Annotated in this window: 8 protein-coding genes; 4 read left to right on the forward strand and 4 right to left on the reverse strand. The window is 68.3% G+C overall.

Annotation, left to right across the window (positions count from 1 at the left end; translation table 11 throughout):
* Positions 1–42: 42 nt before the first annotated feature.
* The 4 genes from WG921_RS14970 to WG921_RS14985 form a co-directional block, all read right to left on the reverse strand.
* Entirely contained in the window at positions 43–1647 is a 1605-nt protein-coding gene (locus WG921_RS14970) for an amino acid ABC transporter ATP-binding/permease protein (protein ID WP_340110056.1), read from the reverse strand.
* Positions 1644–3227, reverse strand: a complete 1584-nt coding sequence (locus WG921_RS14975) for an ABC transporter ATP-binding protein/permease (RefSeq protein ID WP_340110057.1) — start codon at positions 3225–3227, stop codon at positions 1644–1646. Before WG921_RS14975 ends, WG921_RS14970 begins: the two co-directional genes overlap by 4 nt.
* A 428-nt stretch (positions 3228–3655) precedes the next feature.
* Positions 3656–4264, reverse strand: a complete 609-nt coding sequence (locus tag WG921_RS14980) for a cytochrome b/b6 domain-containing protein (RefSeq protein ID WP_340110058.1) — start codon at positions 4262–4264, stop codon at positions 3656–3658.
* A gap of 3 nt (positions 4265–4267) precedes the next feature.
* Complete coding sequence (locus WG921_RS14985; RefSeq protein ID WP_340110059.1) at positions 4268–5932, reverse strand: tetrathionate reductase family octaheme c-type cytochrome; 1665 nt, start codon at positions 5930–5932, stop codon at positions 4268–4270.
* Positions 5933–6222: 290 nt separating this feature from the next.
* On the opposite strand from WG921_RS14985, the gene WG921_RS14990 reads away from it, so the two are divergent.
* From WG921_RS14990 to rbbA, 4 genes are all read left to right on the forward strand, one after another.
* Positions 6223–7209: an efflux RND transporter periplasmic adaptor subunit gene (locus WG921_RS14990; RefSeq protein ID WP_340110060.1), complete on the forward strand. Its 987-nt coding sequence runs from the start codon at positions 6223–6225 to the stop codon at positions 7207–7209.
* Positions 7202–10414, forward strand: a complete 3213-nt coding sequence (locus tag WG921_RS14995) for an efflux RND transporter permease subunit (protein WP_340110061.1) — start codon at positions 7202–7204, stop codon at positions 10412–10414. The genes WG921_RS14990 and WG921_RS14995 overlap by 8 nt, the downstream gene beginning before the upstream one ends.
* Before the next feature lie 236 nt (positions 10415–10650).
* Positions 10651–11658, forward strand: coding sequence for an HlyD family secretion protein (locus tag WG921_RS15000; protein WP_340110062.1), 1008 nt, complete (start codon positions 10651–10653; stop codon positions 11656–11658).
* 3 nt (positions 11659–11661) lie between these two features.
* Positions 11662–14385, forward strand: coding sequence for a ribosome-associated ATPase/putative transporter RbbA (gene rbbA, locus WG921_RS15005; protein WP_340110063.1), 2724 nt, complete (start codon positions 11662–11664; stop codon positions 14383–14385).
* Positions 14386–14388: the final 3 nt, after the last annotated feature.

The raw sequence follows: 14388 nt of genomic DNA on the forward strand, positions 1-14388 counted from the left end.
ATGCGGACATACATCCCCGTTGGTTTTGGGACGGTGACATCGTCACAAACTCAAGGAAATTTGTCTATCGAAGATCGGATGATCCTTGCTGCGGTGCAGTGTCGCGAGGATGGCCGCGCGCGGCAACGCGGCCCGAACGCCCGACAAAACGCGATCGGCGGCGGCGGCGTCCAGTCCCTCGGTCGGCTCATCGAGAAGGAGCAGCCGGGGGCGCTTCAGAACCGCCCGCGCCAGGGTGAGGCGCCGCGCCTGTCCGCCCGAAAGGCCCGCGCCGGCCTCCCCCAGGCGCGCGTTTAGCCCGCCGCGCTCCTCGATCACCTCGCTGAGCGCCGCCGCGGCCAACGCGCGCCACATCGCGCCGTCATCGGCGTCGGCCGCCAGAGCGAGGTTCTCGCGGATCGTCCCGGCGATCAGCGCGCTCCGCTGCGGGACCATCGCCACGACCTCCCTCAGCGCCGCGTCGGGCCAGTGATCGGGGCGCCGCCCGAGGATGGTTATCCCATCGCCTCCGGCCAACCCGGCGATCTCCATCAGCAGGCTTGTCTTGCCGACGCCGCTCGGCCCGGTCAGCGCGACCGCGTCGCCCGGCTCAAGCTCGAGGCTCAACCCGCGCCTCCGGATCGCCAGCAGCGGCGCGCCCGCCGCGCCCGCGCCGCCCCTGTCGAGCGCCTCCGGCGGCGCCGCCGCGTCCCCGCCGATCCGCCGGGCGGCGCCGGCCATCTTTCCATACTCGGAGAACCCGCGTCTGAGCGGCGGCAGGGTCTCGGCCAGCGCCAGCGCGACAAAAACGCCGATCGCCGCGACCGCCGGCCCCGCGGCCCCGCTCGCGATCAGCCAGCCTCCGGCGATCAGCGCGCCCCCGGCGACCACCGCGACCAGCGCGGAGAGCGCCGCGCCCGCATTCCGGTCCGCCCGGTCCAGCGCCCGCGCGGCGGCGCGAGAGTCCGCGTCGACCCCGAGCAACGCGGCCTCGCGCGCGCCAAGCGCCGCGCCAAGGATCAACGCCTGACGATTTCGGATCATGTCGATGACGCCGCGCCGCAGCTTCTGATCCTGTGCTTCAACCGCGTCCGAAGGCTGGACGCCGCGGCGCGCCAGACGCCAGAAAATGAACGCCGCGAACGGGGCGTACGCGCCCAGAACGGCCCATGCGACCGGCCAGCCCGCCAGCCAGCCAAGCGCGAGAAAGACCAGCCCATGGGTGACGATCGCCGCCAGTCCCGGCAGCAAAAGCCGCAGAACGACGCCGTCGAGCGCGTCCACATCCGAGACGATCCGCGTCAGCACGGCCTCGCCGCGCAAACGCGCCAGATCGCGCGCCCCCCGCCGCGCCTGCCGCCGCAGAAGCGTCACGCGGAGCGCGGCCAGCGCGCGCAACGTCGCGTCATGGGTCAGAATCCGTTCGCCATAGCGCGCGGCGGTGCGGCCAAGCGCCAGAAACCGGACGCCCGCCGACGGGCGAAACACATCGAAAGCGATCCCGATCCCGGCGATCCCGGCGATTCCCGTCGCGGTGATGAACCAGCCGGAAAGCCCGAGGAGCGCCGCGCCCATCAAGAGGACGATGACGCTCAACGCCGCGCCGCGCGCCATCGCCCAGGGCGCCGCCGTCAAGAGCAGGCGAATGATGGGACGCAGCGCCTTCACGCCGACGCCTCGATCGATCGGTCCATCGCGCCCGCCACCGCCGGATCATGCGTCGCCACGATCAGGCTCCGCCCGCTCTCCTGCAGCCGGATCAACGCCCGGACGACCAGCGCCGCCGTCTCCGGGTCGAGATCCGCCGTCGGCTCATCCGCGAGGATCAACTCGCGCCCGCTCAACACCGCGCGCGCGATCATCAGCCGCCGCGCCTCCCCTCCCGACACGCCGCCGCCGGTCTCGCCCAGCCGCGTATCGAGCCCGTCGGCCAGCCGCGCGACGACCCCATCCGCCTCGGCCAGTCTCAGGGCCGGCCAGGGGTCCGCGCCGCGCCCGTCGGCGTCGAGCCAGTCGCGCAGGGTCTGATCCGGGAAATGCGGCGCCTGCGGGATGAGCGCGAGCCGCGCGCGCCAGGCGTCGGCGGTCTCGTGATCCAACGGCCGGCCGCAGACCGACACGCCGCCCGCGACCTGCGGAACCAGCCCGGCGATCGCCGCAAGGCAGGTGCTCTTGCCCGCTCCGCTCGGCCCGGTCAGCGCGAGCGACTCTCCCGCGCCGAGCCGCAACGCCGGCAGCGGAACATCCCGCCCCGGCAGCGCCGCGACGGCGCCCGACACGACGAGCGTCAACGGCCCCGGCAAGGGATCGGGCGCATCGGCCCGCCCGAGAAAGGACACGCGCTCGGCGGCGTCGAGCGCCTCCAGATCGGCCACGACCGACAACCCGGCGGCGCGGTCATGCCAGGCGGCGGCGAGATCGCGGAACGGCTGGAAGAACTCCGGCGCGATCAGCAACAGGAACACGCCCTCGCCAAGCCCGAGCGGCCCGCCCCAGCCGCCGAACCCGATCGCGCCGAGCAGCGTGAATCCGACAAGAACCGCGACCATCGCGACGCCGATGGCGCTGAACAGCTCCAGCACGGTCGAGGAGAGGAACGCGATGCGCAGAACCGCCATCGTCCGGCGGCGGAGCCCCTCGGCCCGGTCCGAGAAATCCGCCGCCGCCCGCTCCGTCGCCCCGAGCAGCCGGATGTCGAGCATGGCCGACAGGCGGTCCATCAGCATCGCGTTCATCGACCCGATCTCGTCCATCTGCCGGCGGGACGCCTGTTCCGCCGCCATCCCGACCAGCGCCATGAAGACCGGGATCAACGGCCCGGCGATCAGCAGAACCAGGCCCGCCGCCCATGAAAACCAGAACGTCAACGCGAGAAGGACGACGGGAAGCGCCAGCACCCTCGCCATCGCGACGTAGTACCGGGTGATCCACGGCTGCAGCAGCGGCAGTTTTTGCACGATCAGCGCCGCGATCTCGGCCGAACCGGCGCCGGCGCGCGAACGCGCCTCCCGCCGGATCAAGGCCGCCCGTTCGCGTGTGATGGTCCGGTCGGCGGCGTCGAAGAGATGGCGTCCGGCGCGATGATCGATCGCCGCGCGCACGATCCCGCCCAGAACGAAGATCAGCGCCGCCCAAGGGGTGCGCTCCAGATCTCCCGCCACCCAGCCGGAGATCGCCCAGGCCAGCGCCGCCGCCTGCACGGGCCAGACGAGCCCCGCGCCCACCGACAATGCGGCGGCAGCGCGCAACTGGCGCGCCACGGGCGCGACAATACGCGCGTTCGCGCCCCGCCGCACCACCGGCCTTTTCTCTGACCGTGTTTCGATCATGGCCATACCCGCTTGCATGTTCGACGCGCGCCCGAAGGGATCGCCCCCGCCTCGCGACCCGCCGCCCTATTGGCACGACTTCGCATGCCGCCGCCAGTTCACATCCGGCCGCGGGATCCGGCGCGATCCGCGGACCCGCATGAGACCGTCGCCGGACACGGCCATTCTCCACGCGAAGAGCGCGTCAGGACGGGCGCTTCGTGAAAACCCCGCGAATTGCGGCGTTCCGAAATGGAGCAGCCGGTGTTTTGGATGAGCGTAGCGCCTGCGGCGCCCGGCCCGCTCATGTCCGAGCCGACGTCAGAACGCGGGCGCCGGATTCAGTGAACCGGCCTCCGATATGTCGGCTATCCGCCGCTCTCGTCCTTCTTCACACTCACCCATTCATATCCGGTCGTCATCGCCTTCAGATAGGCGATCGGGGTGTCGCCCGTCGTCGCCATGTAGACGTGGATCACCACGAAGATCGCCATCGCATAGGCCGCGACCACATGCAGCCAGGCCACCGCCTGAAGGTCTAACCCGGTCAGGTTCACTGTCAGATAGAGGACGCCGGTGGCCCAGATCGCCGGGTTGATCACCAGCTTCAGGAAAAGATAGCTGAGCCGCTGCAACGGATTGTGTTTGCGGTGAATCGTCGGCTTGGCCGGGTGCGCCTCGCCGCGAAAGACGCCATAGGCGTAGAAGCGGATCACCGGGAGCAGATTGCGCAGGGTCGGAATATAGTGCCGCCAGGCGCCGGTGGTGAAATGCCAGAAGATGGCGAACACCCAGAGAAGGATGAGCGCCCCCGCCGCGATCAGATGCAGCGTGAAGGCGCCGGACCAGTCCAGCGCGCTGATCAGCCCGTGCAACCGCGCGCCCGTGAACAGCAGCGCCAGAACCAGAAGCGCCTGCATCCAGTGCCAGAACCGCTCGAACCGGGTGAAGATCATGACGTATTGGCGCTCCGCCATGGCTCAGCCCTCCCCCCGGTCGCGCCGGCGCCGGCCCAGCGCGATCCGCAATCCCGCATGAAGCCCCACGCCGCCCAGCGTCAGCGCGAGCAGCCAGAGGCCGATCCGGTCGGTCAGGGCGAACCTGTCGCGCCCCGGCAAATAGAATCCGGCCAGATTGGCGAGCCGGCCATCCCGCGCGTGGCAGGCGCCGCATTCCAGCGCCTCGGACGCGGGGGCGACCATATGGGTCGTCGGCCACCACATCTCGGTCTCGACAAAGCCGAACTCGCCGGAATAGGGCACGCCGCTGCCCTCCATCCCCGCCTTCAGCGCCTTGTCCCAGTCGTAATTGCTCCAGAACGCGGTGTCGCCCTCAGGGCCGTAGACATTGCTCTGGATCAGGTTCTCGTTGACCTTGTCATAGGCCTGCTTGCCCAGCATCCGCTTGAAGGGAAAGATCACCGACCCCGGCTGGTCCGGCCCGCCGCCGATCCGGTTGACGCCGACGAGCCCGCTCGGATCGATCTTTTCGCCCAGCAAGGTGTATTCGACGACGCCGTTCCAGAACGCATAGTCCGGCGTGACATCCTCGGCCCACCGGAAATCCCCCTTGATGGTCAGATAGGCGATGCGCCCGTTCTCGTCTTCCTCGGCATAGGGCAAGCCGTCCTTCAGCTTGCCGGCCGTCGACCAGTCCCACCAGGTCTTGGTCGCGACGCCGCCCTTGGCGAATTCCGGAATGTGGCATGTCTGGCAAGCGACGCGGGCGACGTGATCGTTCAACTTGGCGCCCTTGAGCGACAGCGCCTCATGCGGCGTGGACGTATGACAGGAATCGCAGGCGAGAACACGGACGTTCCGCATTCCCGGCCGCTGCTCGGACGTATCGGTGAGCGTCCCGTGATAGCGCGAGCCCGGCCATTCATGGCGGTCGCCGACATGGCAATCGACGCAGACCATATCGCCCCCGTCCGGCGACATGTGGACATCGACATGCGGGCTCGGATCGAGCAGGGCCGACGACAGGTCGCCATGTTTCACATTGTCGCCGCCGCCGCCGTAGAAGTGACAGTTGCCGCAATTTTCGCGTGTAGGCCGGCCGACATTGACCGCGACCTTGGCCAGATCGGGAGGAAGATGCGTCAGTTTCCCGTCCGCCTGCTCGACGATCAGCGCGTCCGCGTAGGGGACCATCCGGCTGGCCTGCGTGCGCGGCGCATAGAGCGGGTGGCCCGCCTCGGTCGGCCATTTGACATAGTCGCCGGTCGTGTCGTGACAGACCAGACAGTCGATCCTGGTCTCGTCGGTGAAATCGAAGCTGGCGGTCCGCTCCCAGCCGTAACCGATATGACAGGACGTGCAGCGCGGCTCGTTCGTCGCCAGATTTCCGCAAAATGCGTTGAGCACATTTTTCTTGCCGAGGGTCTGCCCTGTCGTCGGGTTCACCGTCTCCCATGTCCAGTGAATGGAGCGCGTGATCTGCTTGCCCGCCTCGGTATGGCAACCGAGACAGGCTCTGGTCACGTCCGATCCGGTCTTGAACGGCCCCTTCAAACTGTCGAACCTGGCGTGATCGGCCGTGATCTCTGGGATGGCCGCGCCGGCGGCGGGCGATGATGGGCTCTGGGCGAGCGCCGCCCCGGAAAGCCCGAGGACCAACACCGCGCTCAATAGCTGCCGCAACATGTCGATCCCTCCCGTGGTCGGCGCCGGATGGTCGCGTGGTCAAACCGCTGAATACGCGTGATCGTGTTGCGCGGGGCCTCGAATGGCAAGGTTTGTCTGTTTTTCCGGCCTCGGCGAAAGCCTGGAGTTGGTGGCGGCCCTGGCCCTGAACGCACGCCCGGCGAGCGAAATCGGGAGCGGACGGGAAATCGTCCGCTTCCTCCTGACGCAGGCGGCCGCGCCATTGTTGCACGTTGCAGTTCCAGGCGATGGCGGGAATGCTTGGTCGACCACGAGCAAGGAGCGAGCGGATGATCAGGCGATGGATTGTCTTGGGAGTTTTGCCGTCGCTGCTCTGCATGGGAAATCTGGCGAAAGCGGACGCGCTGACGGTTGAATCGGTCGAGATCACCGAATGGAAATCGGTCTACGGCATGGTCGAGACCCGCGACCGCGTGCCGGCCCGCGCCCGCATCGGCGGCATTCTCGACAGCCTGGACGTGAGCGCGGGCGACCGGGTCGAGGCCGGCCAGCAGATCGCGTTGGTGGAGGATGACAAGTTCGCGTTCCAGGCCGCCTCTCTCGACGCGCAGCTTGACGCGCTGCGCGCCCGGCTCGCCATCGCGGAGACCGATCTCGCGCGCGGCCAGACCTTGCTGGAGCGCGGGGTGGTCACCGCCCAGCGGATGGATCAGTTGCGCACCGAGGTCGATGTGCTCCGCGGCCAGATCCGCAGCCTCGACGCGGAACGGCTGGTCATCGCGCAGCGGGTCAGCGAAGGCGCGGTGCTCTCGCCGCTGACCGGCGTCGTCCTGTCGGCGCCGCTGGCGCGCGGATCGGTGGTGACCCCCGGCGAAGCGGTGGCGGAGATCGGCGGCGGCGGCGTGTTTCTGCGCCTCGCCCTGCCCGAACGCCACGCCGAGGCGCTGTCCGAGGGCGACGAGATCGTGATCGGAGGCGATGGCGACGGCCGGCGCGTCGGCCGGCTGGTCAAGCTCTACCCGCAGATCGAGGAGGGCCGGGTGCTGGCCGATGTCGAGGTTGCGGGGCTCGACGCGCGCTTTGTCGGCCGGCGCGTGCAGGTGCGGCTGCCGATCGGCGCGCGGCGGGCGATCCTTGCGCCCGCCAACGCGCTCTCGACCCGAAACGGGTTGGACTATATCGACGTCGAAGGGCCGGACGGCGTGGTGGCGCGCGTCGTCGTGCCGGGCGACACCGTTGAACACGGCGGCGCGACGTGGCGCGAAATCCTGACCGGGCTGAGCGCCGGCGACCGCGTGGTGACCCCGGATGAGTGACGGAGCGGACGGGCTGGGCGTAGCCGGCAGGCTGACCCGCGCCTTCATCGCCTCATCGCTGACGCCGCTTCTCCTGATCGCCTCGCTCGCCGTAGGGCTGATCGCGCTGGTCAACCTTCCGCGCGAGGAGGAGCCGCAGATCTCCGTGCCGATGGTCGACATTCATGTGCGGGCCGATGGGCTGGCGGCCGAGGACGCGCTGAAACTGGTGACCGAGCCGCTGGAGACCATCGTCAAGGGGATCGGTCAGGTTGAACATGTCTACTCCGACACCCGCGACGACCGCGTGATGGTCACCGCCCGGTTCGAGGTGGGCGTCTCTTCCGACATCGCGGTCCTGCGGGTCCGGGACAAGATCCTCGCCAATCTCGACCGGATTCCCGTAGGCGTCCCCGAGCCGCTGGTCGTCGGCCGGGGCATCGACGACGTGGCGATCGTCGCGCTCACCTTCGCGCCGACGCCGGGCGAGGAGGATATCGGCGCCGACACGCTGACCAGCATCGCCCGCGAGGTCGAGGTCGAGCTGGCCCGGATCGACGATGTCGGGCTGACCTATCTGGTCGGCGAAACCGATCAGGTCCTGCGCATCGCGCCCGACCCCGAGCGTCTCGCGCTTTACGGCGTCACCCTGCAGCAACTGGCCGCCAAGGTCGAAGGCGCCAACCGGGCCGCGCCGGCGGGAGATCTCCGCGACGCGGGCGAGCAGATCGGCCTCGTGATCGGGCGGACCCTCTCCACGCCCGGCGAGATCGGCGATCTGGAAGTGACCGCGCGCGACGGGCGCGCCGTCTATGTGCGCGACGTGGCCGATGTGGCTTTCGTCTCGGACATGAACGAGGAGCATGTCGCCACGCTGACCCGCGACGCCGCCGGAGCGATCACGCGCAGACCGGCGGTCACGCTGGCTCTGGCCAAGCGCGCCGGCGCCAACGCGGTGACCGTGGCCGACGAAATCCTGCGCCGGGTCGAGGCGATGCAGGGCGACCTGATCCCCGACAGCGTAAGCGTCGAGATCACCCGCGATTACGGCGAGACCGCCAACGAGAAGGCCAACGAGCTGCTTTTCCATCTGGCGCTCGCCACGCTCTCCATCGTCTTGCTGATCCTGCTGGCGATCGGCTGGCGCGAGGCGGCCGTCATGGCCGTGGTCATCCCGGTCACGATCCTGCTCACGTTGTTCGCCGCCTGGATCATGGGCTACACGCTGAACCGGGTCTCCCTGTTCGCGCTGATCTTCTCCATCGGCATCCTCGTCGACGACGCCATCGTGATGATCGAGAACATCGCCCGCCATTGGGGCCTGAAGCCCGCCGACAAGAGCGCGCGGCGGGCGGCCGTCGAAGCGGTGGCCGAGGTCGGCAACCCCACCATCGTCGCCACGCTGACCGTGGTTGCGGCGTTGCTGCCGATGCTGTTCGTCTCGGGCATGATGGGCCCCTACATGAGCCCCATTCCCGCCAACGCGTCGGCGGCGATGATCTTCTCCTTCTTCGTCGCGGTGATGATCACGCCCTGGATGATGATGAAATTCGCCAGCCCCGCCACCATCGCCCATGCGGGAGCGGGCGCCGCCCATCCCGGCGGCGGGCTGGGGCGGATCTACGCCGCCGTCGCGCGGCCCCTCCTCAAGAGCAAATGGCGCGCATGGCTGTTTCTGCTGATCGTGGCCGCGCTCTCCTTCGGTTCTCTGGCCGCGTTCTATACGCGCGACGTGACGGTGAAATTGCTGCCGTTCGACAACAAGTCCGAGCTGTCGGTGATGATCGACCTGCCCGAAGGCGCTGCCGTCGAGGATACGGACGCCGCCGCGCAGGCCGCCGCGCGCATCGCGCTGACCATGCCGGAGGTCCTCTCGGCCCAGACCCATGCGGGCGCGCCGGCGGCCTTCGATTTCAACGGGCTGGTGCGGCATTACTACATCCGGTTCAGCCCCGAACAGGGGCAGGTGCAGCTGAACCTCAAGGCCAGGGACCAACGGGACCGCACGAGCCACGCCATCGCGCTCGATCTGCGTGAGCGGCTGGCGGGCGGCCTCGACCTGCCGGAAGGCGCGGTCTTCAAGGTGGTCGAGCCGCCCCCCGGCCCCCCGGTTCTGGCGACGCTTCTCGCCGAGATCTACGGCCCGGACGGCGCCACCCGCCGCGCGGTCGCCGACAAGGTGCGCGAGGCGTTTCACGACACGCCGTTCATTGTCGACGTGGACGACAATTACGGCGCGCGGCCGCGGCGTCTCCGCGCCCATCTCAACGCCAGCGACATGAATTTCTTCAAGGTGCAGGAGGGCGACGCGCTTCAGACGCTGCGCTTGCTCAATTCCACCACCACCATCGGCTATTCGCATCGCCGCGAAGGGCGCCAACCGATTCCGATCGTCATGGCCCGCCCCCGGGGCGAACGCGTGATGGGCGAGGCGGCGCTCTCCACGCCGATCCCGGTCAACGCCCTTCCCGGGGCGCGCGGGGTGGTCGAACTCGGCGACGTAGTGCGGATCAGCGAGGAGCGCGCCTCTTACCCGATCTTCCGGCGCAACGGTCATTCCATCGTCATGGTGATGGGCGAGCTGGCCGGCGCATACGAGGCCCCGCTCTACGGCATGCTGTCGGTCGCCGACCGGCTGGAGGCGATGGATTGGGGCGATACGCCGAGACCCGAAATTCGCCTGAACGGCCAGCCCGCCGACACCAGCGCGCCGGTTCTGCTCTGGGACGGCGAATGGGAGATCACATGGGTGACGTTCCGCGACATGGGCGCGGCCTTCGCTGTCGCGCTCCTCGGGATCTATATCCTCGTCGTCGCGCAGTTCGGGTCGTTCCGCCTGCCGCTTGTCGTCCTCACGCCGGTGCCGCTGACCTTTCTCGGCATCGTGTTCGGGCACTGGCTGTTCAACGCGCCGTTCTCGGCCCCGTCGATGATCGGCTTCATCGCCCTCGCCGGGATCATCGTGCGGAATTCGATCCTGCTGGTGGATTTCATCCGCCACGCCGCCCCCGAAAGCGGCGTCACCGTCGATACCCTGATCGAAGCGGGCGCCACCCGGTTCAAGCCGATCCTCCTGACCGCCATCGCCGCCATGATCGGCGCGGCGGTGATCTTGGCCGACCCGATCTTTCAGGGCCTCGCGCTCTCGCTGCTGTTCGGGTTGCTGACCTCCACGGCGTTGACGGTGCTGGTGATCCCGGCGATCTACCGCGTCCTCAAGACATGAGCGGGCGGGCCGCCTCCGCGCGGGCCGCGACCCGACTTGAAGCGGCGCTCCATCCGCGCCCGGAGCGCCGCTTCCCGTCTCGACGATCGCATGCGATCACCCCCCGGCCGCCGGATGACGCCCCGGTTTCACCGCTTGCGCAGCGCTAGAACCCGCCGCGCGCGATCCGCGGGTCGTTGCGTCCGATCCCTCGGAACACCACACTTTGGAGGACGGGATTTAATGGAGTTTCATCGATGGGATACCTTCGGCCCGTAAGCGCCGCGATCGTGGTTCTGGCCGTCATCGCCTCGATCGGCTGGTATGTCTGGGAGCGAAACGTCGGAGGGCTCCCGGACGGCTTCGCCAGCGGCAATGGCCGGCTTGAGGCCGACCAGATCGACATCGCGACCAAGACGCCGGGTCGGATTGCCGAAATCCGTGTGAGCGAGGGCCAGCTCGTGCAGGCTGGCGACATTCTCGCGGTGATGGACACGCGCGAACTTGCGGCGCAGGTGGCGCGCGCCAGGGCCGACGCGGCCCGCGCCGCCAGCCAGGTCGAGGAGGTTCGCGCCCTGATCGAACAGCGCCGGGCCGAAAGGGCGCTCGCCGAAGAGGAATTCGCCCGTGCGCGCACATTGGTCGAGCGAGGCGTGAATTCGCAGGCGCTCGCGAATGAGAAGGAAACCCGCCTCGCCACGGCCGAGGCCGCTCTGAACGCGGCGATCGCCCAGTTGAACACCGCCGAGCGCAGCGTGGAGGCCGCCGCCGCGCTTGTCGCTCAATTCGAGGCGCAGGTCGCCGACGCCACCCTGACCGCGCCGGTGTTCGGCCGCATCCTCTATCGTCTGGCCCAGCCGGGCGAGGTTCTGGGCGCCGGCGGCAAGGTCGTCACCCTGCTGGACCTGTCCCAGGTTTACATGGAGGCGTTCCTGCCGGCCGATCAGGCGATGCGCACGGGCATCGGCGCGGAAGCGCGGATCCGGCTCGACAGCATTCCCTACGCGATTCCCGCCTATGTGAGTTTCGTCTCGCCCGAGGCGCAGTTCACCCCCAAGCAGGTGGAGACCGCCAGCGAGCGTGAAAAGCTGATGTTCCGCGTCAAGGTTCGCCTGCCCGAGGAACTGGTGAAGGCCTATATCGAACAGGTGAAGACCGGTTTGCGGGGGGTCGCCTATATCCGGCTTGCGGGGGCCGAGAGCCTGCCCTGGCCCGCCGAGTTCGTGGGCCAGCCGATCCCCGCCGACAAGCTGCCGGGAGGCTGAGCGATGCCGGTCGCCTCGGTCGCCCGCGTCCAGACCGTCACGCATCGCTATGGCGAGGTCCTGGCGCTCGATGACGTGACGCTGGCTCTGCCGGCCGGAAAGATGTTGGGGCTGATCGGACCGGACGGGGTAGGGAAATCCACCTTGCTCGCCCTTTTGGCCGGGGTCCGCAAGATTCAGGCGGGCGCGGTGACGGTGCTGGGCCAGGATATGGCCGACCGCCGCCGGCGCGAGGCGGTGTTCGCCCGCATCGCCTACATGCCGCAGGGCCTCGGCAAGAACCTCTACCAGGAATTGAGCGTTTTCGAGAACCTCGACTTCTTCGGCCGCCTGTTCGGCCATGGCGGGACGGAGCGGCGGCGGCGGATCGACCGACTGACGCGGGCCACCGGGCTGGATCCGTTCCTGACCCGTCCGGCGGGAAAACTGTCAGGCGGCATGAAACAGAAACTCGGCCTGTGCTGCGCGCTGATTCACGACCCCGATTTTCTGATCCTGGACGAGCCGACCACAGGCGTCGATCCATTGTCGCGCAGTCAGTTCTGGGACCTGATCGACGACATCCGAGCCGACCGTCCGGGGATGAGCGTGCTGGTTTCGACCGCATATATGGAGGAGGCCGACCGCTTCGACTGGCTGGCCGCCATGGACGACGGGCGCATCCTCACCACCGGCGCGCCGGCTGAACTGCGCGCCGAGACCGGCGAGGACACCCTGGAAGCGGCGTTCGTGTCGCTCTTGCCCGAAAGCAAGCAGCGCAAGCGCGATCCGGTGAAGATGGCGCCGCTGGAGGACAGGGACGCAGGCGGGCCGGTGATCGTGGCCAAGGGCCTGACCAAACGGTTTGGCGATTTCACCGCCGTCGATGATGTGAGTTTCGAGATCCGGCGCGGCGAGATATTCGGTTTTCTCGGCTCGAACGGCTGCGGCAAGACCACCACGATGAAGATGCTGACCGGCCTCCTGGCCCCCAGCGAGGGCGAGGCGTGGCTGTTCGGCGAAAAGGCCGACGCGCGCAACATCGAGACGCGCAGGCGCGTCGGTTTCATGTCTCAATCCTTCTCGCTCTATGGCGAGCTTACGGCGCGCCAGAATCTGAGCCTGCACGCGCGCCTGTTCCACATGCCGCCCGCCGCCATCGAACCTCGCATCATCGCGCTTCTGGATGAATTCGACCTTCGCTCGCACGCGGATTCGCTTGCGGGCGACTTGCCGTTGGGGCTGAGGCAGCGCCTGTCGCTGGCGTGCGCGATCATCCACGGCCCGGACATGCTGATCCTCGACGAGCCGACATCGGGCGTCGATCCGGTGGCGCGCGATGAGTTCTGGGAGTCGCTCGCCAAGCTGTCGCGGCGCGACAAGGTGACCATCTTCATCTCGACCCATTTCATGAACGAGGGCATGCGGTGCGACCGGATCAGCCTGATGCATGCGGGCGATGTGCTGGTGTGCGACACGCCCGAAAATCTGGCGACCGAGGGCGGCTCGACATCGCTGAACGAGACCTTCATCCGCTATATCACGGAGGCGATGGACGCCCCCGGCGCCGCGCCCGAAAGGCTGAGCGGCGGCGCGCCCACGCCGCCGCGGCGCCGACGCGGCGCCGGGCTGACGCGGCTTCTGGCCGTCAGCCGCCGGGAGGCGCTGGAGGTGATGCGCGACCCGATCCGCCTGGCCTTCGCGTTCGTCGGCAGCATGCTTTTGATGCTGCTGTTCGCCTATGGCATCTCAATGGACGTCAACGGGCTGAAATACGCCGCCTATGATCTGGACCGGACGCCCGAAAGCCGCGCCTATCTGGCCAATTTCTCTGGCTCGACCTATTTCGAAGAGGTCCCGGAGGTCGCCAGCGTCGCGGAATTGCAGCGCCGGATGGTCACCAGTGAAATCACTTTGGCCATCGAGATCCCGGCCGGATTCGGCCGCGCCGTCACCGCTGGGCGGCCCACAAGCGTGGCGGCGTGGATTGACGGGGCCGACACCATTCGCGCGGCGACGGTCGAGGGCTACGTGCAGGGCGCGCACGGCGCGTTCCTGGCGACGCGCGCCGCGGCGGCCGGCCTGGAGGGCATGGCGCAGCCCATCGTCAACATCGAGCCCCGGTATCGCTACAATCCAAGCTTTGAATCGCTGCCTGCGATGGCCCCGTCGGTGCCCGCGATCCTGCTGATGCTGTTTCCCGCCATCCTGATGGCGGTCAGCGTCAGCCGCGAACGCGAGATCGGCACCATCACCAATTTTTATGTCACCCCCACCAGCAAACTGGAGTATCTGCTGGGGAAGCAGCTGCCCTATATCGGCGTCGGTTTCGTCAACTGGCTGATTCTGACCGGCATGGCGGTGTTCCTGTTCGGCGTCCCGCTCAAAGGCTCGGCGCTGGCGCTGGCGCTGGGAGCGCTCGCCTATGTGGCGGCGGCGACCGGGTTCGGCCTGATCGTTGCGGTGTTCGTGCGCAGCCAGGTGGCCGCGGTTTTCGCGACCATGGTGCTGGCGATGATGCCGACCGTGCAGTTTTCAGGCCTCACGCAGCCGGTCTCGACACTGGAGGGGGCCGGGCGGCTCATGGGGCAGCTTTGGCCCACCAACTATTTCATGCAGATGAGCGTCGGCGCCTTCGCCAAGGGGCTCAGCTTTGAGCAGCTCGGCCCCAATATCCTGCTGATCTCTCTCTTCGCGCCGGTCTTCGTAGCGGTGGCGGTCCTGTTCATGAAAAAGCAGGAGGCGTGAGGA

Source organism: Paludibacillus litoralis, assembly GCF_037646705.1.
GTDB lineage: Bacteria > Pseudomonadota > Alphaproteobacteria > Rhodobacterales > Rhodobacteraceae > Pikeienuella > Pikeienuella litoralis.

Coding starts and splice junctions, on each gene's coding strand:
- WG921_RS14980 (WP_340110058.1), bottom strand. CDS start 4,264: ATGGCGGAGCGCCAATACGTCATGATCTTCACCCGGTTCGAGCGGTTC.
- WG921_RS14995 (WP_340110061.1), top strand. CDS start 7,202: ATGAGTGACGGAGCGGACGGGCTGGGCGTAGCCGGCAGGCTGACCCGC.
- WG921_RS14985 (WP_340110059.1), bottom strand. CDS start 5,932: ATGTTGCGGCAGCTATTGAGCGCGGTGTTGGTCCTCGGGCTTTCCGGG.
- WG921_RS14990 (WP_340110060.1), top strand. CDS start 6,223: ATGATCAGGCGATGGATTGTCTTGGGAGTTTTGCCGTCGCTGCTCTGC.
- rbbA (WP_340110063.1), top strand. CDS start 11,662: ATGCCGGTCGCCTCGGTCGCCCGCGTCCAGACCGTCACGCATCGCTAT.
- WG921_RS15000 (WP_340110062.1), top strand. CDS start 10,651: ATGGGATACCTTCGGCCCGTAAGCGCCGCGATCGTGGTTCTGGCCGTC.